19 protein-coding genes, 1 tRNA gene and 2 pseudogenes are annotated in these 21,777 nt (G+C 58.4%); 13 read left to right on the forward strand and 9 right to left on the reverse strand.

From position 1 onward, the window contains the following. Positions 1 to 509: 509 nt before the first annotated feature. Positions 510 to 788 (forward strand): hypothetical protein, encoded by a 279-nt coding sequence (locus IPK32_06470; protein MBK8091624.1) that lies wholly within the window; start codon positions 510 to 512, stop codon positions 786 to 788. Between the two features lie 948 nt (positions 789 to 1,736). Here IPK32_06470 and IPK32_06475 read toward each other — a convergent pair. Together IPK32_06475 and IPK32_06480 are read right to left on the reverse strand one after the other, a co-directional pair. Next, on the reverse strand, positions 1,737 to 2,192 hold the full coding sequence (locus IPK32_06475) for a hypothetical protein (GenBank protein MBK8091625.1): 456 nt from the start codon (positions 2,190 to 2,192) through the stop codon (positions 1,737 to 1,739). Positions 2,193 to 2,229: 37 nt separating this feature from the next. Then, on the reverse strand, positions 2,230 to 2,826 hold the full coding sequence (locus IPK32_06480; protein ID MBK8091626.1) for a hypothetical protein: 597 nt from the start codon (positions 2,824 to 2,826) through the stop codon (positions 2,230 to 2,232). Between the two features lie 157 nt (positions 2,827 to 2,983). On the opposite strand from IPK32_06480, the pseudogene IPK32_06485 reads away from it, so the two are divergent. From IPK32_06485 to IPK32_06510, 6 genes and pseudogenes are all read left to right on the forward strand, one after another. Next, positions 2,984 to 4,471 (forward strand): annotated as a pseudogene (locus IPK32_06485) (DUF1501 domain-containing protein). 73 nt (positions 4,472 to 4,544) lie between these two features. After that, positions 4,545 to 4,670 (forward strand): annotated as a pseudogene (locus tag IPK32_06490) (sigma-70 family RNA polymerase sigma factor). Beyond that, on the forward strand, positions 4,655 to 5,104 hold the full coding sequence (locus IPK32_06495; protein ID MBK8091627.1) for a sigma-70 family RNA polymerase sigma factor: 450 nt from the start codon (positions 4,655 to 4,657) through the stop codon (positions 5,102 to 5,104). The pseudogene IPK32_06490 and the gene IPK32_06495 overlap by 16 nt, the downstream one beginning before the upstream one ends. Next, positions 5,094 to 5,558, forward strand: coding sequence for a hypothetical protein (locus tag IPK32_06500; GenBank protein ID MBK8091628.1), 465 nt, complete (start codon positions 5,094 to 5,096; stop codon positions 5,556 to 5,558). Before IPK32_06495 ends, IPK32_06500 begins: the two co-directional genes overlap by 11 nt. An 86-nt stretch (positions 5,559 to 5,644) precedes the next feature. Continuing rightward, positions 5,645 to 6,139: a PDZ domain-containing protein gene (locus tag IPK32_06505; protein ID MBK8091629.1), complete on the forward strand. Its 495-nt coding sequence runs from the start codon at positions 5,645 to 5,647 to the stop codon at positions 6,137 to 6,139. Next, entirely contained in the window at positions 6,120 to 6,647 is a 528-nt protein-coding gene (locus IPK32_06510) for a hypothetical protein (GenBank protein ID MBK8091630.1), read from the forward strand. The genes IPK32_06505 and IPK32_06510 overlap by 20 nt, the downstream gene beginning before the upstream one ends. A gap of 78 nt (positions 6,648 to 6,725) precedes the next feature. Here the strand turns inward: IPK32_06510 and dnaB are convergent, their stop codons facing one another. Beyond that, positions 6,726 to 8,243, reverse strand: a complete 1,518-nt coding sequence (gene dnaB, locus IPK32_06515; protein ID MBK8091631.1) for a replicative DNA helicase — start codon at positions 8,241 to 8,243, stop codon at positions 6,726 to 6,728. 136 nt (positions 8,244 to 8,379) lie between these two features. On the opposite strand from dnaB, the gene IPK32_06520 reads away from it, so the two are divergent. Both IPK32_06520 and IPK32_06525 read left to right on the forward strand, forming a co-directional pair. Further along, a complete protein-coding gene (locus tag IPK32_06520) occupies positions 8,380 to 9,978 on the forward strand; it encodes a sel1 repeat family protein (protein MBK8091632.1) in 1,599 nt (532 codons plus the stop codon). 302 nt (positions 9,979 to 10,280) lie between these two features. Beyond that, a tRNA-Ala gene (locus IPK32_06525) sits at positions 10,281 to 10,356 on the forward strand. A 156-nt stretch (positions 10,357 to 10,512) separates the two neighbouring features. On the opposite strand, the gene IPK32_06530 is transcribed toward IPK32_06525, so the two are convergent. From IPK32_06530 to IPK32_06545, 4 genes are all read right to left on the reverse strand, one after another. After that, positions 10,513 to 10,956: a hypothetical protein gene (locus IPK32_06530; protein MBK8091633.1), complete on the reverse strand. Its 444-nt coding sequence runs from the start codon at positions 10,954 to 10,956 to the stop codon at positions 10,513 to 10,515. A 108-nt stretch (positions 10,957 to 11,064) separates the two neighbouring features. Further along, a complete protein-coding gene (locus IPK32_06535; GenBank protein MBK8091634.1) occupies positions 11,065 to 11,556 on the reverse strand; it encodes a c-type cytochrome in 492 nt (163 codons plus the stop codon). A 1,084-nt stretch (positions 11,557 to 12,640) separates the two neighbouring features. After that, a complete protein-coding gene (locus IPK32_06540) occupies positions 12,641 to 13,729 on the reverse strand; it encodes a PQQ-dependent sugar dehydrogenase (GenBank protein ID MBK8091635.1) in 1,089 nt (362 codons plus the stop codon). A gap of 131 nt (positions 13,730 to 13,860) precedes the next feature. Further along, positions 13,861 to 14,889, reverse strand: coding sequence for a TIM barrel protein (locus IPK32_06545; GenBank protein MBK8091636.1), 1,029 nt, complete (start codon positions 14,887 to 14,889; stop codon positions 13,861 to 13,863). Between the two features lie 103 nt (positions 14,890 to 14,992). Here IPK32_06545 and IPK32_06550 point away from each other — a divergent pair, with 103 nt between their 5' ends. Genes IPK32_06550 through IPK32_06560 form a run of 3 tightly spaced genes read left to right on the forward strand, consistent with a single transcriptional unit; the run spans position 14,993 to position 17,642 of the window. Beyond that, entirely contained in the window at positions 14,993 to 15,601 is a 609-nt protein-coding gene (locus IPK32_06550) for an NUDIX hydrolase (GenBank protein MBK8091637.1), read from the forward strand. A 40-nt stretch (positions 15,602 to 15,641) separates the two neighbouring features. Then, complete coding sequence (gene tatC / locus IPK32_06555) at positions 15,642 to 16,826, forward strand: twin-arginine translocase subunit TatC (protein MBK8091638.1); 1,185 nt, start codon at positions 15,642 to 15,644, stop codon at positions 16,824 to 16,826. 33 nt (positions 16,827 to 16,859) lie between these two features. Beyond that, positions 16,860 to 17,642 (forward strand): ABC transporter permease, encoded by a 783-nt coding sequence (locus IPK32_06560; protein MBK8091639.1) that lies wholly within the window; start codon positions 16,860 to 16,862, stop codon positions 17,640 to 17,642. 12 nt (positions 17,643 to 17,654) lie between these two features. On the opposite strand, the gene IPK32_06565 is transcribed toward IPK32_06560, so the two are convergent. Next, positions 17,655 to 18,521 (reverse strand): alpha/beta hydrolase, encoded by an 867-nt coding sequence (locus IPK32_06565; GenBank protein ID MBK8091640.1) that lies wholly within the window; start codon positions 18,519 to 18,521, stop codon positions 17,655 to 17,657. A 144-nt stretch (positions 18,522 to 18,665) separates the two neighbouring features. Here IPK32_06565 and IPK32_06570 point away from each other — a divergent pair, with 144 nt between their 5' ends. Then, the gene (locus tag IPK32_06570; protein MBK8091641.1) at positions 18,666 to 20,360 is read left to right on the forward strand and encodes a cation:proton antiporter; all 1,695 of its coding nucleotides are present in this window, start codon (positions 18,666 to 18,668) and stop codon (positions 20,358 to 20,360) included. 37 nt (positions 20,361 to 20,397) lie between these two features. On the opposite strand, the gene IPK32_06575 is transcribed toward IPK32_06570, so the two are convergent. Next, complete coding sequence (locus tag IPK32_06575; GenBank protein MBK8091642.1) at positions 20,398 to 21,708, reverse strand: glutamate--tRNA ligase; 1,311 nt, start codon at positions 21,706 to 21,708, stop codon at positions 20,398 to 20,400. Between the last annotated feature and the right edge of the window lie 69 nt (positions 21,709 to 21,777).

A 21,777-nucleotide genomic window follows, 5' to 3' on the forward strand; every position in this document is an offset into this window, starting at 1 on the left:
ATCAGCCTGTAGCCAGATTGATGCATGTCTCTCCATCGCGATTCGGTAGGTTCGAGTAACCTGCCGGCCTCTCCTGATGCCTCTAACACTTGCTTCCATGGGGTTCGGTGCAGCATATGGAATGAGGCCAAGAGTCAATGCACTCGCCATCAAGTCCATGCCGCATGAGGGTATATCCCGAATGCCTGAGACCTCAGAAATCGTCAGGCCGTTCCGGGTAGTGCCAGCAATGTATCGGGTCACTCTGGAGTCAAGGTCACCACGAGCCGGGGACCTGACTGGGTAGGAGAAAGACTGGGGCTCAGGACTGCAGGAAAGTCGAGTAGCACACGATGAAAGCGAAACCATCGCAATGAGTTGGAGGATGATAGTTCTCGACTCCATCTTGGACGTCTTGACTCAGTTCTTGGGCAACGACTCGGATCAGGCGACGGCGAGCACAAGACGTTGCTGACAGGACAGATAGCCTTCGAGCCGTTACTGTCATCCGTTTAATGTTAGGGCTTTCTTTGTATCTTGATCTCGCCAAAGGTCATGAAAACGAAAGTCGTTCCCGCTGGGCCGCGATACGCGCCCTGTCGATCACAAACCAGAGTGGCAAGCGCGGCCAATTCCCATGCAGCGTCCCCGTCACATTCCACCTTTCGATCCTGCAGAAACTCGATTTTGTGCTGCTTCGCGAACTGCAATACCGCCTCCGCATCTTTTCGGAGTGGTTCGACTACCGATGGGTGATCCCAACCCCAGAGGAAGGTGCTATCAAGGAATTGTATGTTCCGACGATCTGAAACGGTGCGCTAACGACAACCCCTTCAGGAAACGTCCACGTTATGATTCCCGTTTCCTGGTCAGCGTCCCAGCGATCTGCGGCTCCTATGTTCCACGTTCCCTGATGTGCTTCTGTCAACACCTTCAGATGGTTGTTCGCCTTCTCTAGGTAAGCGTCGATGTCGAATTTAGTTTCCATTGGCGGGTTTGTTGTCAGAACAGCCTGCGAGTAGCGCGATGAGTGTGAGGATGGCGATTCGCATTTCTTATCCTAACGTTTTAGCCACACTAAATTGTGGGCGAATCTGGAGTCGTCCACAGTTTTGTGGACGAACTGGCTTGAGGCTAGCGGGCCGCCCTCTTTTTGGCAAGCAGCGCCTTCCTCATCGCCAGGTTTAATGTTCAGCTTTGATCCCCTACACCTCACCCACCACTTCCAGGGCCGCGACTTCCGCCTCTCAGCGGCGTCGCTGGAAAAGTCATCGAGCCATGGATCGCTCAAGCGCAGCCACTGTGATCGAAAAGGGGCGCTTGGTTACTGAAACTTGATCGAGTACAGATCCGCGTCCTTGAGCACGAATCGCAGTTTGATGGGCTTGCCGGCGAGAAGTGACGTCGGAGCCGGTTTTCCAGACGACGGGGCGCTCGATGGAGTCGCCAAAGTGCTCTTTGGTCACTCAATGCAAAACCGGGGATGGGTTTGCCATTCAGGTCCTGGATTTCACTTTCACACCACCGGCAGCGGAGCTGGCAAAATTCATCGTGAGTGCTTTCCCCGTGAAAGTAAGCGGTTTGGTGAGGAGCTCGCCACCGCTCATCGGAGCATGGATGGAGACGAATCCGTCGAGCGCAGTGTGTATGGCGGCGGAGTTGGCTGCTTTGGCCGGTCCAGTAGCTCTCGGTGGCGTAGAGGCTGAGTTCGTTCGGAGCGCCTTCCAGGGCCGACTTTGTCTCTACCAGATGCCAGGCTATGTTGATGACCGTAGTTCCAGGTGCCAGGGCGCTCGATGCCGGGTGGGAGGAAGGCCTCGTTCCAGCGCTTTGAAGGTGACGCCGTCGCGGCTCGCCATGAAAAGGCCCTCGGTGATGGCCATGCCGTAGCGATCGGTGGCTTTGGAGCGCCATTGGCGGTGCGCGTACTCTGGCAGAGCACGCATGCTCTCTGACCAACCACGCTCGATGTAGCGGGTGGGAAAGCCGAGAAGCAGATGTGGGGCACGGTGATAGGGCTTTACCTGATTGGTGTAGAGAGCTTCGCCTGGGGAGTCAGTGTAACGGAGATCTTGCTGATTCTCCCAATGGATGAAGTCCCGCGAGGTGGCCGTGCGGATGGCGGAGGCCGCTGGGCTTCCAGTTTTTTCATCGGCGCTACCTTCAGGAAGTAGCGCCAGTAGGCACGGTATTGGCCGCTGTGCGCATCCCAAAAGGCGAGGTTCTGCGAGTCAAAGGCACCATCCGTGATCACGGGCACATCGGCCATCGGGGACCAGCGCAAGCCGTCGGGCGATTTGAGTGCGAGAGGCCTTTCGGTGAGTTTGAGCGCAGGATGGCTTTGTATTTTGCATCAGGTGCCGCTTGTGGGTTTTCGTCTTTGAAGACCGCTGGATGGCCACCATCAGGATCTACTTTGCCCATTTTACCATGTGGGATGACGATGTTGTTCGCTTTGGAGCCTCTGAAATCGTGCAGGCCGAGTTCTGGCTTGCGCCAATGGATGCCGTCCGCGCTTTCGGCATAGCAGGTGAAGAGCGGGTGTTCGCCGGTATTGACCTTGCCAGGCGCGGTGACGGTGAGCTGCCAGGACTTGTAGTACATGCGGTATTTGTCACCGTCTTTAAATAGACTGTGGTAGCCGCTTCCACTCCTCCCACGGCATATCGTGCGTGATGGCGATCTCCTTCGGCTGCGGCTGGTGCAGGCGCTGCTCGGCGCTGCCGGTGAGTTTTGCGATGAGCAGTCCATCGACAAAGAGCTCCGGCGTGAACCGATTGCGATGGGATCAGCCGCAGGGGCAATCGCAGCAATCAGGAGTGGGAGGACGAGGCAGATCGGTTTCATACAGAAATGAATACTTGCGGGTGGTGCCCACATTGTTCATCTTTGAGGGAAAGTCTCTCGATACAGACACGGCGGCATCCGTTGCCAGATGCGAATCTCGGCTTAAAACTGCTCTATTCCACGTATCAAGAGTGAGTTCCCCGCCCCAACAAAGACCATGCAAGCCCACCCATTACGCGACACGACACGCAGGCACTTTTCAGCCGTTGCGGCGTCGGTGTCGATCGATGGCGCTGGGATCGCTCCTTGCACGAGACAATGCCCAGGACCGAAAAAAACGCACTTTCCCGCAAAAGCGAAAAGCGTGATCCACCTCTTCATGGCAGGCGGCCCATCGCAGCTCGATATGTTCGAGCACAAGCCAGAGCTGCAAAAGCGGAATGGGCAGCCCATCCCAGAAAGTTTCACTAAGGGCAAGCGCTTCGCGTTCATGGACAGCAGCCACCGCAGTGAATTGCTAGCCATAGTGCACCCTGCGCCAGCACGGCCACTCCGGCGTTTGGGTGAATGATCTGCTGCCCCAAACCGCCTCCATCGTCGATGAGCTGGCTTTTATCCGCACCTGCAAAACCGACCTCTTCAATCATGCGCCGGCAAAGTTCTACATGAACACTGGCAGCGGGCTCTTTGGCCGCCCCAGCATGGGCGCATGGATCACCTACGGACTCGGTAGCGAGTGCGATGATCTACCTGGCTTTGTGGTGCTGCAAAGTGGCCCACGGGGACCACGCGGCGGCGTTGTGCTCTGGGGCAGTGGTGTCCTGCCCACGACGTATCAAGGGGGTGCCCCTGCGCAATACGGGTGATCCCATTGTGAATCTCCACGCCAAAGCAGATCAGCGCCGCGCAGCAGCGCCAGGTGGTGGATGCCGTGCGAGAGCTCAATCTCAAACGCCTCGTCGAAACAGGTGACCAAGAAATCTCCACCCGCATCAATGCCTACGAAATGGCCTACCGAATGCAAACAAGCGCCCCGAGCTCATGGACATCCAGGGCGAGTCAAAGGCCACGCTGGACCTCTATGGCATCAAAGACACCAAGGAGACCACCTTTGCGCGGAACTGCCTGCTGGCACGCCGACTGGTGGAGCGTGGAGTCCGCTTTGTGCAGCTCTATGACACGAACTGGGATCACCACGGCGGCCCCACTGAGAACCTCGAGAAGCACATGCCCATGAAATGTGCCGACATCGACCGCGCCTGCGCCGCCCTGGTCAAGGATCTGAAGCAGCGCGGCCTACTCGATGACACGATCGTCGTCTGGGGAGGTGAATTCGGCCGCACCCCGATGGGGAGGTCCGCGAATCCACGGGTCGCAATCACCACATCGATGCCTTCACCATGTGGTTCGCAGGCGGAGGCTTCAAACCGGGCACCACCTACGGCGAGACGGATGAATTGGATTTGGAGCCATCGCTGACCCTGTCCATGTCCACGACATCCATGCCACCATCCTCCATCAACTCGGACTCGATCATCAAAAGCTCACCGTGCGTTCTCAGGGCCTCGATTTCCGCCTCACAGGCGTCGATCCTGCCCGTGGTGAAAGAGGTGCTCGTGTGATCCATGTGACCGCTCAAAAAGCACCCTTTTTTCCATCCTGCCCCTCCCCCGCACTGCGCATGACCTGCTGGGCGAAAAATTAATCATCGAGCTCGCATACAAAAGCAGCAGGCGGGCCGTTAGGGAGGTCGAACTGACTATGAAACCCGCCTTCGACTGGAAGCAGACTTTGACCGCCTCGCACCGCAACTGGTGCTCTATGCGCGTCAGCTCGTGCACTCCATCGCGGATGCAGAGGACGTGGTGCAGCAGGCCTTTGTGCGCTGGTGGCGACGCTTCCCGGAGGGGATGCCCAGCACATCCCCCTGCTCTACGCAGCGGTGCGCACCATCGCTCTCGATCAGCTCCGCAGTGATCATCGCCGTGTCGTGCGGGAGGGAAAAGCCGAAATCGCCGTCGAGAGCGAGCATGTGCCTGCCTTTGACACACCGCCCGAAAAGAAAGAAACCGCCGCTCTCGTCGAAAAGGCCATCCAGCAGCTCCCCAAAGAGCAACGTGAAGTCATCACCCTGCATCTTTGGGGCGGGCTCACCTTCAAAGAGATCGCTGCCCTCTCTGGTGACTCCATCAACACCGTCGCAGGCCGCTACCGTTACGCTTTGAACAACCTGCACAAGAAGCTCTCCCCGCTGCGTGATGAACTCGTCACTCATGAGGACTCTCCCGGCTTTAATATCCTACCTTTGCATCCCAGGAGGCCCTGTCATGACCCCTAACGACCTCGAATCCATCCTGCGTGGCATCAAGCCCGCTGCCCCCTCCGCCCAGCTCTTCCAAGGCATCGACGAGGAACTCAGCCTGGATACCAGTTGGCTCGGTAAATCGCCCTTTGTGAAAACAACGCCGCGCTGGATCACCCGCACCATTTTCACCGCCATCGGTGCCGCCGCCGCCATCGCCGTCGTGAGTTGGATCACGCTTTCTGGTCACCAAAACACTGCACCGCGCGAAACGACCGCGCAAAACAGCGCCGTCCCCGTCTCCACGATCAGCGAATGGGCAGACTTCGAGAATGAGGGAATCCAGTTCGCCAAAGGCCAGCCACCGCAGCAGCGAGTGCGCCTCATCGGCACGGAGCGCCGCATCTTCATCGACCCGCGTGATGGAGCTCAAATCATCATCGAAACCCCGAAGGAGCAGTCCTTCACCGTCCCCGTGAACTTCCAGTAAAGGCCTGAACTGGAGTCACTCTGTTCACCGCATTCCAAGCGCCGCCAAAGCCGCGCTCAGGCCCACCCCATGCCCATTTCTCCACCATGAAAACCAAACTCACCCTCCTACTCGCCATCGCAGGCCTCGGACTCACTCCCTCCCAGGCCGAGCTGACCATACCCGACTCCAAGCCAAATGCCCCAGAGCAACAGGCAGCGCCTCAAGCAGAGCAAAAAGCCGTCGCCTACCTCGGAGTCCTCACTCGGGACGTGCCAGAGGAGCTTCGCACCCAGTTTTCGCTCGCAGAGGGTTTTGGCCTTCTTGTTGAAGACGTCATGCCTGGCTCCCCTGCTGCCACCGCTGGCCTGAAACACCATGATGTGCTGCTCAAGCTCGCGGATCAGCAACTCGTCAATGCAGAGCAGCTCCTCACGCTCGTGCGCAGTCACAAAAAGGCGATTCCGTCTCCTCACCATCATCACTGGCGGCAAAGAAACCCAAATCACCGCCACGCTCGGAGAGCATATGACCTCCACCCACCGTTCCGGGCCCATCCAGCCTCCCTGGAACCAACCGGAGATGAAGCACTTTTTCGGTGAACGCTTCCAAAACAGCGACATGGGCGAGCGCCTGCGTGACCTACAAAAGGAAGTCCAAAAACATCAGGAGCGCATGCAGCAGTGGAATCGCGGCCCCAAAAAAGACCACCTCCCAGCCCTACCTCCGCCTCACCCACGCGAAGAAGGTAAAAAAGAAGACTCCGCAGTGCAGAAGACCCCGACCCAAAGTGAAGTCCACGTCGAGACCCACGTCTCCGCCTCCGCCAACATCATCCGCCTAGACGAAACAGGCGAATACCAGCTCAAAACCGAAGACGGGAAAAAAACCTTCATCGTCCGCCCCAAAGACGGCACGGAGAAATCCTGGCCCGTCAACACCGACAAAGAGCGTCAAGCCGTCCCAGAGGCCTACCGCGAGAAGCTCAATCTCTTCGATAGTGTGAAGATCGACATCTCCACCCCAGCAGTCGGCCCACAGCCCCCAAGCCGACGCCGCCCACCTCACCGACTCCCCAGACCAATCCTTCGCGTGATGGCGAAGAAATAAAACGCGGCACCTCCGTCTGAGGTCTGCACCAGAAAGCCGGGGAAGGCCTCCCCGGCTTTCTTTTTGGCCTCAATGGACCTAGGGAGACTCTGCCTCTTCACTGCGCTCCACGAAGCGCATCGCATGGTCGATGAAGCGCAGTAAAACATCATCCGTGGGGCCATTTCGGTTCTTGGCCAAAATGAGCATCGCTTCACCGCGCTTCTTCTCTTCCGCCTCCTCGTCTTCGACTTCCATCTTTGCCCCAGCATAGTCAGAGCGTGTCAGCAGGCCGACCATGTCCGCATCCTGCTCGATGGAGCCAGACTCACGTAAGTCAGAGAGCACGGGGCGCTGGCCTTTGCGGCTCTCCACCGCACGATTGAGCTGTGCGAGCACGATCACAGGCACATTGAGCTCTTTGGCGATGCCTTTGATACCGGCGCTGATTTCTGCGATCTCGATTTGGCGATTATCTTTCGCCCGGCGGCTGCCAGAGGTCATGAGCTGCAAGTAGTCGATCATGATCATCTGGATGCCGTGCTGCTTCTTGAGCCGGCGTGACTTTGCCCGCAGCTCCATGATGTCCAGACCCGGAGTCTCATCGATGAAGATATTTGCCTTTTGCAGATCACGCGTGGCCTTCGCCAATGCATCCTGCTGCGCACGAGAGAGGCCACGGCTGAGGTCCTGCATGCTCAGACGGGCACGAGAGACGAGCAAACGACGCACCAGCATCGTCGCACTCATTTCCAGTGAGAAGACCGCGCAGGGCGTATTGCAGTCCACGGCGATATGCTCGACGATATTCATCGCAAGGGAGGTTTTCCCCATCGAGGGACGAGCAGCGATGACGAACATTTCACCGCCCTGGAGGCCGCTACTCATGCTATCGAGCTTCGTATAGCCCGTGGAGAGGCCACGGAGCTGCCCTGGGTGCTCCAGCATGTATTGAATGCTGTCGATGGCATCCATCACATGCTGGGAGAGGGTTTTGATCCCCTCCTTCGCCCCGATCGACTGCCGCACCCCGAGCGCACGCTGCTCAGCATGATCCAGCACGGTGTCGATGTCCTCATCGAGCTGCTCTTTACCATGCTCGTAGGCGTAATGAATATTCAGCGAGCTCGCATAAATGAGCTCCCGCAGAACATGCTTCTCCATCACGATCTTGCGGTAGAAAGGGAAAGTGCGCCGAGATCGGCGTGAAGGAAAAGAGAGATCACTGATCGCCGCAGCTCCCCCGACCTTGTCTAGCAGGTTCTGATCACGCAGCGTATGCGTGAGTGTCACGGGATCGACGGGTAGATTTTTATCGTAAAACTCCAGCAGCTTCTCGTAGATTGTGCGATTCGCGTCGTGATAAAAGGCATGCGCAGGCAGATTCACGCGGCAATCGCTCAAACGCTCACTGGGGTCTTGAAGCAGGCAGGAGAGCACCCCTTTTTCCGCCTCATCAGAGAATGGCAAAGCACGGTTGATCGAAGCGAGAAGCTCCTCTGCGGTGGGGATTTCACTGCGCTTTTTGAAGTCCTTTTTCTCCGGTTTGGAATTGGGCTCGCCAGCCCCATTTTGTGGGGAATCTGGGGAAGTGGAGGAAGTAGAGCTATCAGCCATGAGAATAAGAGGAAAATCATGGGATGTTTTGCCCATCCGAACAAACAAAGACTTGCATTTTTTATGCTTTCTCCCGAAAAATGAACGCTCCCCGCATCACCGGGTCCAAAGGCCACTCCCCCGTATTACTCAACCTATGCTCCTCACAGCAATCAAACTCAAAGTCGCCGCCCTCGCACTCGTGGCCGGCATCGAAACCAACGATCTGCCAAACCAAAGCGCTGAACTCAAAGCCACGCTTGATACCTTGGCTGCTGCCGAGGCCAAAGTGAAGGATAAGACCCAGGATCCCGTCGCCGGTAGTGACTGGAATGCTGCCTTCACCTCCGCCGTGCAGAAAGTCCAAGACCTCGCAGCCAAAGGTGATGCGAATGCCAACTACGTCATCGCCAAGTGGGGCATCCTCACAGGTGGCAAAGACATCAACATCAACGCCATCGTCGATCTTTATCGCAAAGCCGGGGATAATCCCGCTGCACAGGTCGAGCTGGCTCAGATCCTCCTCCAGGCATTCAAACAAGACGCGGACAAAGCCCGCGAAGCAGTCGCACTCATCATCAAAGCTGAAGCAGCCGGCAACAAGCTCGCCCGCCGCATGAAAGCTCAGCTCCTCCTCTCTGGTGGTGCAGGTGACCTCCTCAAGCAAGACACTGCTGAAGCCGTGAAGCTCTTCCAATCCGGCAGTGAAGCTGGCGATGGCGAGGCCACACTGAGCCTCTATCAGATCTACTCCCGTGGCATCACTGGCGTGCCCCAAGACTTCGCAAAAGCACTGGAGATGCTCAAGCTCGCTGCTGAGAAGCAAAGCAATGCCACCGCTCTCGGTGAGCTGGGTAGCCGCCTCCTCAATGGCGACAAAGGAGATGGCAAATCCGCTCCAAACCTCGTCCAAAAGGACGTGAAAGCCGCTCTCGATATGTTCGAGAAGTCCGCCACCGGTGGTCTTCCTGCCGCAAATCGCATCCTAGGCCAAATCTGTGAAAACGGTGTCGGTACAAATGGCGCTGACGTGAAACAGGACTCTAAAAAAGCCTTTGATTACTACACGAAGGCCGCTCAGGGCAATGACGCCGCCGCTCTCTATCGCCTCGGACTCGCCTCCGAAACCGGTATCGCAGCCTCCGGCTCCAAGCCCGATGACAAAGGTAACTGGGATCCAAAAGACATCGTCGTCTCCCCGAACGCCAAGAACGCACTCGATCTCTACCGCCTCGCGGCGCAGAACAACGCAGCAGAGGCCTTCTTCAAAGTGGGCTCCTTCTACGAATCCGGCACCGTCGTGGACCGTGATCCTATCAAGGCCTTCCAGTTCTACACCCGTGCGGCCAATGCAGGCATCGTCCCTGCCATGCACCAGCTCGCTGGCCTCTATGCCAACGGCAACGGCACCACTCAGGACATCGTCGCAGCCGCCGCATGGTTCAAGCGTGCCGCAGACGCTGGCTATGCAGAGTCCCAGATCATCTACGGCGACATGAACGCCCGTGGTGCGGGCATGCCACAGAGCCTCGTCGCTGCCGAAGCCAACTATGAAAACGCTGCCTCAACAGGGCTCCATCCTCGGCCTGCTGCGCCTCGCCATCCTGCATGCGCAAGTCGGTGTCGCCCCAGAGCCTCAGAGCGCAAAACCAAATCTCGGCCTCGGCTGGGCTTATGCTCAACTCGCCAGCGAGCTGACCAACAAATCCAACAATCCCGCCAAGGCCCAGGTCAATGCATTCGTCGCCCAACTTGAAGCCGCAACGATCGATGGCAACCAGCCATCACCAGCGCCATCAAGGAAGCTGGTGTCAAAGAACTCGCTCGCCTCAAAGAGAAGTTCAAAATATCGTCGATGCAGTGAACAATGCAGGTGGTGCTCCCGCCGCAGCAGCTCCTGCTACCGAATCGAAGAAATCTGATTCCAAAAAGAAGAAGCGAACGAAGTAATCCTTCTTCGTGAGATACGGGCAAAAAGGTCAAAAACCCGCTTGTCAAAATAACGAGTCCATCTAGTCTCCGGCTCCCTTCGCAAGAGGGAGCCGGTTTTCATTTTCCGGGGCATTAGCTCAGTTGGTAGAGCGCCTGCATGGCATGCAGGAGGTCAGCGGTTCGAACCCGCTATGCTCCACCAAACCGCATACCCACGCAGGTCCCCGCCATGAAGCGAGTTCTCCTTTTCCTGCTCCTCTTCCCTGCCCTAGCCCTATCGCGTGAAGTGCAGAGTCATGGCCTACTCTTTGAAAAATGGCTGCGGGGACACCTTCTTCGGCGGATATGAGCCCCAGGGCTACACACAGAAGTGGGACATCCCCGCCACCGCGAACACCCAACACGGCAACATCCCCGTCAACCCAAAGGCAGCCAAACACGGCACGCCCATCGGACTTGGTGATGCTCTGCGCCAGTTCGACATCGACGAGCCCTTCTCCTCATCACCGGATTCTGGCAGCAAAAGACCAAGACGGAGAAAATCTGGACCAATACCCAAGCCATCCGCATCGAGCCTGCTACCTGGAAAAAGCTCTGGCATCCGATCACTCGCGCTGATCTGGAAAAACTCGATTCCATCATCAAAAACAAGGCGCTGAGCCTCGAAGAAGCTCGCAAGGAGGCCCAGCGGATCAAATCCAGCCCTCCATTCACTGAAGCCGTCATTCAGGTGAATCCGAAGATCGATGGCTCTCAGCGCCGTTTGCAGTGCAGCCTGCGATTTAACGACTTTTTCGCCCATTTAGCCCCAGGAGCCGATTCGCAGCCACAGGCCACTCCTTCGATTTTCGGAGTCCCTGTGCCGAAGCGCTTCGATTCGAGCCCCCGCACGATTTCCCAGTAAAATGGGCTATTTGAGGCTGCTCAAAAAGGTGAGCACATCCGCGACCTCCTGCTCCGTCATGGTTTGTAGCAGGCCCTCTGGCATCAGAGAGGTGGGTTGGGCTTTTTGACTGCGAATTTGAGCGCGGGGAATGATAAGTGGCTGCCCCGTGGGCAGTTTCAGCGTCACATCGCCTTCACCAGGGTTCACGATGAAGCCCGTCTGCACGCTGCCGTCTTTGAGCGTGATCATCCATGTCTCATAGCCTTTCGCGATGGCTAGAGAGGGCTTTTGCAGGCTTTGCAGGATTTGCTCAGGCGTGAGTCGTGCGCCGACCTGGCTCAGATCAGGGCCAAAATCGCGGCCAGAGCCGTTGAGGATGTGACAGGCCATGCAGGTGGCCAGTTTACCCGTCATGCTGAACAGGGCGGCACCACGCTGCGCATCGCCTTTCACCGAGAGGAGCTTTTTCGTATCCACATTCATGCCGAGCGTCTTGATGCGCTGCTCAAAGGGCACGAAGCGCTCAAAATAGCAGGCGATTTCTGGATTCGGATGCTGGGCATGTGCGGCATCTCCTGCGCCACCGTGCAGCGTGAGCAGGGCATCACTGGGCGTCTGGAGGGTGGCAGGCGCAGGGGCGACTGGCTGCCTGCGGCGATCCAGTCCCACAGGAGCTGAAAGCCGCGCTGATCCACCTCACGGGCACCGATCATGGGCATGTGACCGCTGCCGCTGCGGGCGATACGGGCTAGGAGCACGCTCTGGTGAGGCTTTCCGGGTGCGATAACGCGGGCATCGGTGAGGCCGAGATCGCCGCGTACTGGTTTTTCATCGAGCAGCATCGTCTCTGCGGTGGGTAGATCCGCATTGACCATGAGCGGCACGCTACCACCGCCGTGGCGGCGATGGCAGTGAGCGCAGTTGGCGTGCAGCCAGGCACGGGCCTGGGATTCCAGATCGTCCTTGTCATGGAGCCGGTTTTTCAGCCGTGCCATGAATGCTGCGCCCACGATGTGCTCCGGCTTGTTCCCCGCGATGCTTTTGAGCTGGTCAGGCTGAAAGCCGAGGGCGAAACCACTCCAGTTGTTGTGGCAGCGAGCACACTCCGCGCGGCCATGGATGCGCCACGGCTGTTTTTCCACGATGAATTCCTCCCCATCGGCCGCCACGAGCTCGGCGTCGGTGTTTTGATCGTTCCAGCGGTAGGAATAGCCGTTCCAGGTTTCGCCATCGTAGTGGAGGAGCTGGGTTTCGAGCCGTTTGGACTTCAAGGTGACGGTGCGGGCCAAAACAGCGTCTGTGGGCCATTTTACCTCGTATTTGAAGTTCGGTGCCTTGCCGCTGACTTTGGTCTGGATGCTCTTCCCTTCTGGGAGTGCGATGAATCGCTCTGCGGTGGCACCGTCCTGCCACATGGGCTCGGCGATCTCAAAGGGTAAGACTCCCTCTGCGGGCTTTTGCGCTGCGGTATCGGTGAAGAGGCCGGTTTCGCTCAATCGACGCGGGAACTGGCTGGGCTGGCCGACGGCGGGATTGCGCGTGAGGCGGTAGGTGCGTGTCTCATTCTGATAATCCATCCAGTAAAGCTCACCGTCCTCACTTAGACCAAAGGTGACGATGCGGTGTGGCGTGTCGGCGATCTCCTCACGGCGGGTGACTTGTTTGCCATCATGCCAGAGTGCCCAGATTTTGCCCGTCTCGTAGTCGCCGTAGATGTAGGCTCCGTGCAGCTCTGGAAAGCGACTGCCGTGATACACGTAGCCTCCAGTGATGCTGGCGGCCTCCGTATGCGGATGGGAAGCGACAGGCGGGATGATCTCGCCTGGGCCTTTAGCTCGGGTTTGATGGGCTGGGAGGCCTCCATGGCACTCCAACCGTGATTACCGCCTTTTTGGATGAGGTGAATCATCTCCCATAGCTCCCAACCGACATCTCCACACCACAGACGGCCTTTGGCATCAAAGCTGATCTTCCATGGATTGCGAAAACCGAAGGCGTAAATCTCTGGCCGAGCACCTGCGGTTTGTAGAAAGGGATTATCGGCCGGGATGGCATAGGCTTTGCCATTCTGTGCGTGATCCACATCGATGCGCAGGATGCTGGAGAGCAAGTCGGTGAGATCCTGGCCTGTATTCCGTGGATCAGGGGGCGATGGCACCTCCGCATCGCCAGTGGAGCAGTAAAGCATGCCATCTGGCCCGAACTGGAGGGATGCACCATTGTGCCCGCCAGAGAGCCAGGTGAGCAGCACCGTCTCAGATGCCGGATCGAGCACCGGCGGGTCATTCTGAGCCAGCTTGAAGCGCGAGAGCCGTGTGCCGTCCTCCACTTTATCTCCGAGGGTGTAGGTGATGAAGACGAGGCCGTTTTCCCGCCACTGCGGGTGAAAGGCGATGCCATAGGCGTGATTCACCGCTGCGTGCAGTGCCTTGAGGTCGATGAGGAGCTGCTGTGAGCCTGCATCTGGCGAGTCAGCATAGGTGAATATCTTCCCACCATTCTCCACAGCCGCGAATCGCCGTGCGCCAGGCAGTGGGATCATCTCCAGGGCATTGTGGAGTGAGATGGCGGTGAACGCAGGCTCTGCCAGGAATGGCCGTGGAGCCTCCGGCGTGCCGTGAATACGGGAGGTCACCCATTGAGCAGATGCATGGAATGCGAGAGCGAGGAATACGGCGGCGCGGAGCATGGCACCGATGGTAAGCAATGTGGCAAAGTGTGTCAGTGTTTTTCTGCGCCGCTTCCTTTTGGCCCAAAAAAAAGCCGGAGTCGCGGTGAGGCGACTCCGGCGTGAGGATGGAGGATGAATGGAGGGGCGAATTACCAGCCGTGGGCGTCGCGGACCTTCATCATGGTGCCCAGGATGGTGTTCCAGGTGGATGGCGTCTCTAGCACGGCATTGGGGAACATGCAGCCGTCCCAGCAGATGTGCTTGATACCGCGTGCAGCGGCATCCTTGAGCCAGTAGCCAGAGCACTTGACGATGTCGAGCTTACCATTGGGGTCATCGGCGCGGCAGTGTTTGCCGGTTTTGTCATGGCTGCCTGCGCCGTGCACGGTGCCGTCATTCTGAGCGACATGGAAGTCGATGGTCCATGGGCGGAGGGCATCCGTCATCTTTTCATAAGCAGCGTAGAACTCGGCTTCGGAGTAGCCTTCCTTCACCAGAGCGTGCTCAGGGGCATTGTAGCCCAGGGTGTAGAGGTAGGTGTGGGCCAGATCAGCCTGGAAGCCGAGTGCCTCTGGCATCCCCACGCCTTCGAGGACGTCGAGCATGTCTTTCCAGGAGTGCATGCCAGCCCAGCAGATTTCACCTTCAGCCGCGAGGCGCTCGCCACTGTCTTTGGCGATGGCGGCGGCTTTCTTGAAGGTATCAATGATACGAGCGGTGCTGGCTTTGGAGTTTTCACGCCATTTGGCCACGCCGAACTCAGCGGAATCGATGCGGATGACGCCATATTTGCGCACGCCGTGGGTGTTGAAGATTTTCGCGATGCGGCAGGCCATTTTGACAGCGCTGAGGAATTTCTCCTGCTGCGCATCATCACCCATGGCGGAGTCACCGACGGTGCCCGGCCACACAGGGGCGACGAGGGAGCCCACGGAGAAGCCCTTGGAGGCGATGAGATCGGCGATGCGCTTGATTTCATCATCGCTGGCATTCGGATCGGTGTGTGGGAGGAAAAGGAAGTAGTCGATGCCCTCGAACTTCTGGCCGTTCACATTCGCTGCGGCGGTGAGATCGAGCATGCGCTCGAGACTGATGGCGGGTTCTTGGCCTTCGCCGTCGCCTTTGCCGACGAGGCCGGGCCACATCGCGTTATGGAGTTTGGGTGCGGATTTGCTCATGGAGTGGGTGGTAGGTAGAAATGAGGACGCGAGGTTAGCGAGTGAGATTTCAGTATGCACGAGGAAACTGGTGTTTTTTCCTGGAGACAGTATGGAAGCAGCCATGGAGCCCCCTGAAATCGAACTTTACACACCTGGCACAGAGCCCGGTTGGAGCCTGGTGGAGAGCACGCTTGTTTTTGACAATCCCCATCTGCATGTGGCGCAGAATCGCTACCTCACACCCGGCAGGCAGGACAAGCCGCAGACCTGGATGGTAGCCGGTCGCAAGGCGGCGGTGGCCGTGGCCCCACGCCTAGCGGATGGGCGCTTCGTGCTCATCCGGCAGGAGCGGCTGCCGGTGCAGCAGACGATGTGGGAATTCCCCGCCGGGCAAATCGATGCGCAGGTGGTGACGCGTGATAACATCCTCTCCACCGCACACAATGAGCTGCGTGAGGAGGCCGGACTGGCCCTGGATGCCGCGACAGGGCGGATGACGCCGATGGGCTGGTTTTTTCCTTCGCAAGGATTCACCGATGAGTGCGTTTACCTTCTCCACGCGGAACCCGTGTGCGTCGAGGGCCAGCCGGAACCGGAGGGCAGCGAGCACATCAGCTCCGTGCGTTTCGTCGGTGCAGGAGAGCTGCGTCGGATGATCGCGGAAAACGAGATCACCAACGCCCTGTCACTGGCGCTTTTCGCGCGGATGGCGGCCAAGGGTTTGCTTTGAAGCGAAACACGGCTAGCTCTCCGCCCCCGAAAAATCCCCCATGTGGCAAGGCATCCTCAAAAAAGTATTCTCCGTTCGTGACAAGGTCGCGCTGAACCTCAGTGGCGAAACTGATCAAGAAAAGCCCTTCCTAGAGCATCTGGAAGATCTGCGCACGATGATCGTGCGCATGGTCATGACGCTGGTGATCACCACCATCGGCACCTTTGTTTTCTACCAGGATCTGTTCAAGGTCATCCTCTATCCCCTGGTGCTTGCTGGGCTGTGTGCAGACATGGAGGCTGCGCGGTCCTATCTGGTGAATATCGGTGTTGCGGGCCCTTTTATGATGGCGATCAATGTTTCGCTCATCACGGCGGTGATCCTTTCCTTTCCGCTGCTACTCGTCTTTCTGCTTCAGTTCATCCTCCCTGGACTGAAGCCGAATGAGAAAAAACTGCTCTGGCCGGCTATTGCCATCGGCACGGGGCTTTTCCTCGGTGGGGCGAACTTTGCCTACTGGGTCGTGCTACCAAAGGCGCTGCTCTTTTTCGATCAATTCGCGGAATCCGTCGGGGCGAAGCAGATGTGGGAGATCAGTGAGTACATCACCTTCACCACACGCTTCATTTTGGTCTTCGGGATCGCCTTTGAGCTGCCGGTCATCGTCATGGCGCTGGTGAAGCTGGACATCCTGAACTTCAAGATCATGAAAAACACCTGGCGGCATGCGCTGGTGGGCATCACGCTCTTTGCGGCGATCATCACACCGACGCCGGATGTCTTCACGCTGATGCTGATGAGCGGCCCGCTGTATGTCCTCTATGCGATCTGCGTCTATCTGGCCTACTTGCTGGAGAAGAAGGACAAAGAGGCCTATCCCGAGTACTACGCCCAAATCGAAAAAGACGAGCAAGAGCTCGAAAAGGCCAATTCGGACGATTGGGACAATGAAAACTACAATCCCTGGTCCACCGCTGATGAAGACGAACAGGATATGAAGGATGAGTACCAGCGCCCAGCGGCTACTCCGTCTGCGCCACCGCCAGAGGTCGAAAAAACGCCCGCAACAGGCTCCAGTGACGAGGATGACAGCTACCAAGGTGAGGACCAAAGTTCCGTCATGCCTGATGATGACGATCTCCCCCCATCGACCGCGAAAAGACCACCGAAGACCTCGCCCGCGAGGATGAGGAGCGGTCTCGTGGCGGTGTGTCGTGATCAAAGCATGCGCCTTGCTCCTTGAAGCAGATGCGGCTCGCGCCATGCTGGGGGCGACATGCTTACCACTCTCGGCAGACACACGTTGGGCCTTCTAGGCCGACTCGGGGACTTCACTCTTTTCACAGGGCAATCCTTTACGGCTGTGACGCGGACGCGGCGACTCACAGGGCGTGTGATTCGCTCCGTTTTTGAGGCCGGCACACGTTGTCTCCCTGTTATTTTGATCGTGGGTGGCTTCACTGGCTTAGTGCTGGGCTTGCAGGGGCATTATGTGCTGAATCGCTTCGGCTCCGAGAGCCTACTGGGCACGCTAGTGTCTCTGAGTCTGGTGCGTGAGCTAGGGCCAGTGCTAGCAGCTCTGATGCTGGTGGGGCAGGCCGGCTCCTCACTCGCGGCGGAGCTGGGAATCCAGCGCAATACAGAGCAGATCGCCGCCCTGGAGACGATGGGCGTGGATAGCCACGGATACCTCGTCACACCTCGCCTGCTAGCGGCTCTGGCGGTCTTCCCACTGCAAACAGCGCTATTTGTGAGTGTGGGGCTTTTCGGTGGCTACCTCACGGGCTCGCAGATGCTGGGGCTGGAGCCAGGTGTGTATTGGTCTGCGGTGGAAAAAGCCATCCAACCGCGTGATGTGACCGAGTGTTTTCTGAAGGCCACCATCTTCGGCCTGCTGACGACGGCTATCTGTGCGTGGCAAGGCTTTCACGCGGGGCGTGATCACCGAGTCACAGGTGCCCGCGCAGTCTCAGCAGCCACGACACGTGCTGTGGTGATCTCCTGCATCGTAGTGCTGGCGGCGGATGACGTAATCACGTCTTTCCTACTGCATCGGTAGCCTACACTGCCCTCAGATCACTTCCTCACGGCCCAGCCCTGCATCTGGATCAGGCTCGATGAGGCCTAGCTCGACGAAGAACTCGTCCATCGCATTGAGCGTGGCCTCGTACATCTCAAAGGACACATTAAAATTGAAGAAGCCGTGCCCCTTGCCCTCGAACTCAATGAATTTGCAGATGTTCTTCTTTTTGGCGCATTTCCTGGCGAACTCATAAGTCCCAGCAAAGGGCACCACGCGGTCCTCGGTGCCGTGCATGATGAGCATCGGTGGGAAGCCGCGCTTGATGGCACGGATGAGGTCGCAGGCTTTGCGCTGCGCATTATCCGGCCAGCGATCTTGTCCAAAGGCATGCCTAGACCAAGTGTCCATGACCGGATTAAAAAGCACACAAGCATTCGGCGAGTGGCTCAGATCGCGTGACTCACCAGGATCATCAAAGCCCTCCAACACCGCCGCAGCCGCCACCGCATGCCCTGCGCCAGAACCACCGATCCCGACGACCTTCCCTGGATTGATACCGAGCTCCACATCATTCATCCGTATCCAGCGGAAGGCACTACGCACATCTGCCATGACCTCCAGCGGCCCCGTGCCGTGCTTTGAGCTCACCCGATAATCGAAGCACATGGCCATCATGCCACGAGAGGCTAGATAAACGCAGTGTGGGGCGAATTGACTGACCTGCCCGTGATCCCAACCGCTGCTAAAGAAGAATGCCGCGACAGCTTTCGGATACGGCGGCGCTTTTTCAGGTGCGGGTTCCCAGATGTACACCGGCAGGTCCACACCGCCCACGCATTTATAGACCTCCTGGCGGGCGGATTTGAGCAGTTCCCGGCCTCGGTCGATCGGGGGTGTGCGGTGGGTTTCTTCCATGTGACGGGTTTGGCGAGGCGAGAGGTTTAAGAGAAATGTGGGCGCGGCAAATGGTTTTCCCTCGCTGACACATTGAAATGAACCAAGCGCGGAGAACAGCGAACGCAGACTTGAAAGCAGACCTGAGTCCGCCAGTGATCCCGCATGCTCTTTTATCCCCCCATCGCCGCAGCGGAGACGATACCGCCGATCTTTGCGCTACTGGCAGTCATGCTGGCGGGGGTGGTGCTCGTATCGCTGCTTCTGCTGCGGCTTCAGCAGTCACTACTAGCTGGTTACTTCATCTGCGGCGTCATCATCGCCAACAGCGGCATCATGTCACTCCTCGGAGGCATGGACTCCCAGGAGCGCATCGCCAACATGGCGGAATTCGGCGTGGTGCTGCTGATGTTCACTCTGGGACTAGAGTTCTCGCTGGGAGAGCTGCGATATCTGCGGCGGTTCGCCTTTGTCGGCGGCGGCTGGCAGCTCCTGCTGTGCAGTGCGCTAGCCGCTGTGGCGGTGATCCTCATGGGTATGAACTGGCAGGCAGCCAGTCTCATCGGTGTCGCGGCAGGGATGAGCTCTACTGCTGTGAGTTTAAAGAGCTTTCAGGACATGGGCCAGGAGTCCAGCCCCGGTGCCCGCATGGCGCTAGCCGTCGCCATCTTTCAGGACCTCTTCATCATCGTCTTCTTTCTGTTTCTGCCACTTTTGCTGCCACAGTCGGGTGAAAAACAGGCCCTGGGAGCCAGCCTCGGTAGTCTGGCGTGGCGTGGCGGGCTCTTCGTGCTGCTAGCAGGTGTGACCGCCCGGTGGCTGATCCCGTGGCTACTCAATGCCGTGACACGCACGCGGAACCGTGAGCTATTCACCCTCACCGTCATCGGCTGCTGCGTGGGCCTCGCCTTCACGGGTGGGCTGCTGGGACTAGGGCTGGCACTCGGAGCTTTCGTCGCTGGATTAGCCGTGAGTGAGTCGATTTTCAAACATCGCATCCTAGCGGATGTGATGCCGATCAAAGACCTCTTCCTCACGCTGTTCTTTGTCACCGTGGGGCTGATGATCGACGTGCGAGAGGCCGCGCAGCACTGGCAGCCCATCCTACTCCTCACCTTGCTGCTCATGGTGGGCAAAACAGCACTCATCACCATCATCGCACGAAAAATGGGGCTCGCATCACGGCAGGCACTCATGGCAGGTCTAGGCCTGTGTAGCGCAGGGGAGTTCTCACTCGTGCTCCTGCGCCAAGCGGGCGAATCAGGCCTCTGGACAGCCGCTACTCAGCAAATCCTGCTTTCCTCTGCCGCACTCTCGATGGGGCTACTACCTGCGGTGATGCGCTCAGGCCCCGCACTGGCCACTTGGCTCGAAAAAGTCGGTTTTAACCGCAAAAAAGCCGCCCAGGCCGATCTGAGTGACCTCCGCAAAAAAATCCGTGGCATGCAGGACCACGCCATCATCTGTGGTCACGGGCCAGTGGGCGAGGAGCTCAATAAAGCCCTGCTCGACAGCGGTGTCGCTACACTAGTCGTCGAGTTAAATGCAGAAACGGTCCGCCTCCTCAAGCGCCACGGCCAAAGCGTGCTCTTCGCCGATGCCACGCACCAAGAGACGTGGGAGCTCACACGCCTCTCACAGGCACGGATGGTCGCACTCACCTTCCCTGATGCCCTCATCAATGCCCACGCACTCGCCATCATCCGACAGACACGCCCAGACATCCCCGTGCTAGCCCGCGCCCGCTTTGCCTCCGATGTCGAGCGTCTGAAGCGCCTCGGAGCCACACGCGTCATCAATGATGAACAAGAAACCGCCCACGCCGTCTCCGAAGCCGCCCTCACGCTGCAAGGCGCCTGATACCCAGGCCCACATCAGCATTCTGTGATGAGGAGGATCAGTTGGAGGCATGAAGCACCTCGTGGAGGGTGCGGTGGATGCGGGTGGTGGTTTTTTCGCGGCCGATGAGGTGGGCGATGGTGGTGACGCCGGGGCCGCGGGCTTGTCCACTGAGGGAGAATCGCAGCAGGGGCATGAGGGCTCCCGGTTTGACGCTGGCGTCACGGGCGGCGGCCTCGACGGCGTCGTGCACGGTTTGTTCACTCCAGGTGGCGTCTTCGCAGGCGGAGAGTTTTTCGGCGCAGGCGCGGAGTAGGGCGGCGTTTTCGGGCTTGGCGGTCAGTTTGGCCCGGACGTCGTCTTCAAAGGGGAAGTCCTCGCGGAAGAAGTAGTGCGTCCACTCGGGTAGCTCGGTGAGGAGGTTGATTTTCTCGCGCACGCTGTGGAGGGCGGCGGCGGCGGTGCTGTCGTCGGTCCAGGTGAGGCCTTTGGCGGCGAGGAAGGGGCGTGCGGCTTCGAGGAGGGCTGCGGGAGTCATTTCTCGCAGGTATTGCGCATTGAACCAGAGGGACTTTTTGAGATCGAATTTGGCGTTGCTGCTGTGGATGGCCTCGGGGTCGAATAGGGCGACGAGTTCGGTGCGGGAGAGCTTTTCGTGCTCGGACTTGGGTGTCCAGCCGAGGAGGCAGAGGTAGTTAAAGACGGCTTCGGAGAGGTAGCCGGCATGCATGTAGCTGTGCTCGATGGCGCTGCCTTCATCACGCTTGCTCATTTTGGTGCCATCTGGGTTCAGGATGAGCGGTATGTGAGCATAGGTGGGCGGATTGGCTCCAAAGGCGTTGAAGAGGTCGATGTGCTTCCAGGTGTTGGAGAGGTGGTCTTCCCCTCGGATGACGTGGGAGATGCGCATTTCGATGTCATCGACGACATTGACGAAGTGGAAGATGTAGCTGCCATCTGGGCGGCGGATGGTCATGTCTGGCTCTTCGGTGGGGGCGAAGGTGACATCTCCACAGACGAGGTCGTGGACGGTGATGGCAGTGCGGCTGAATTTGAAGCGGACGGCTCCATTGTCCTCGGTGTAGAGGCGACCTGCGGCTTCGAGCCTGGCAAAATAGGCGTCGTAGATGGCTTTGCGCTCACTTTGATAATAGGGGCCTTCATCCCATTCGAGGCCGAGCCATTTCATGCCTTTAATGATGCCTTCGGAGGCTTGGGCGGTGTTGCGGGCTCCATCGGTGTCCTCGACACGGAGGACGAAGATGCCGCCTGTTTTACGGGCGAGTAGCCAATTAAAGAGAGCGGTGCGGGCACCTCCGACATGGAGGTCTCCCGTGGGCGATGGGGCAAAACGGACGCGTACGGACATGATGGAGAATAGGCTAGCGGGGTGTGGACTACAGTTCCGCTTACGAGCTGTTCGCAGCGGATTCAACTG

It is taken from the genome of Verrucomicrobiaceae bacterium (assembly GCA_016713035.1).
Taxonomy (GTDB): Bacteria; Verrucomicrobiota; Verrucomicrobiia; order Verrucomicrobiales; family Verrucomicrobiaceae; genus Prosthecobacter.

Coding starts and splice junctions, on each gene's coding strand:
- IPK32_06480 (MBK8091626.1), bottom strand. CDS start 2,826: ATGAAACCGATCTGCCTCGTCCTCCCACTCCTGATTGCTGCGATTGCC.
- IPK32_06500 (MBK8091628.1), top strand. CDS start 5,094: ATGACCCCTAACGACCTCGAATCCATCCTGCGTGGCATCAAGCCCGCT.
- IPK32_06505 (MBK8091629.1), top strand. CDS start 5,645: ATGAAAACCAAACTCACCCTCCTACTCGCCATCGCAGGCCTCGGACTC.
- IPK32_06510 (MBK8091630.1), top strand. CDS start 6,120: ATGAAGCACTTTTTCGGTGAACGCTTCCAAAACAGCGACATGGGCGAG.
- dnaB (MBK8091631.1), bottom strand. CDS start 8,243: ATGGCTGATAGCTCTACTTCCTCCACTTCCCCAGATTCCCCACAAAAT.
- IPK32_06520 (MBK8091632.1), top strand. CDS start 8,380: ATGCTCCTCACAGCAATCAAACTCAAAGTCGCCGCCCTCGCACTCGTG.
- IPK32_06530 (MBK8091633.1), bottom strand. CDS start 10,956: ATGGGCGAAAAAGTCGTTAAATCGCAGGCTGCACTGCAAACGGCGCTG.
- IPK32_06540 (MBK8091635.1), bottom strand. CDS start 13,729: ATGCTCCGCGCCGCCGTATTCCTCGCTCTCGCATTCCATGCATCTGCT.
- IPK32_06545 (MBK8091636.1), bottom strand. CDS start 14,889: ATGAGCAAATCCGCACCCAAACTCCATAACGCGATGTGGCCCGGCCTC.
- IPK32_06550 (MBK8091637.1), top strand. CDS start 14,993: ATGGAGCCCCCTGAAATCGAACTTTACACACCTGGCACAGAGCCCGGT.
- tatC (MBK8091638.1), top strand. CDS start 15,642: ATGTGGCAAGGCATCCTCAAAAAAGTATTCTCCGTTCGTGACAAGGTC.
- IPK32_06560 (MBK8091639.1), top strand. CDS start 16,860: ATGCTTACCACTCTCGGCAGACACACGTTGGGCCTTCTAGGCCGACTC.
- IPK32_06565 (MBK8091640.1), bottom strand. CDS start 18,521: ATGGAAGAAACCCACCGCACACCCCCGATCGACCGAGGCCGGGAACTG.
- IPK32_06570 (MBK8091641.1), top strand. CDS start 18,666: ATGCTCTTTTATCCCCCCATCGCCGCAGCGGAGACGATACCGCCGATC.
- IPK32_06575 (MBK8091642.1), bottom strand. CDS start 21,708: ATGTCCGTACGCGTCCGTTTTGCCCCATCGCCCACGGGAGACCTCCAT.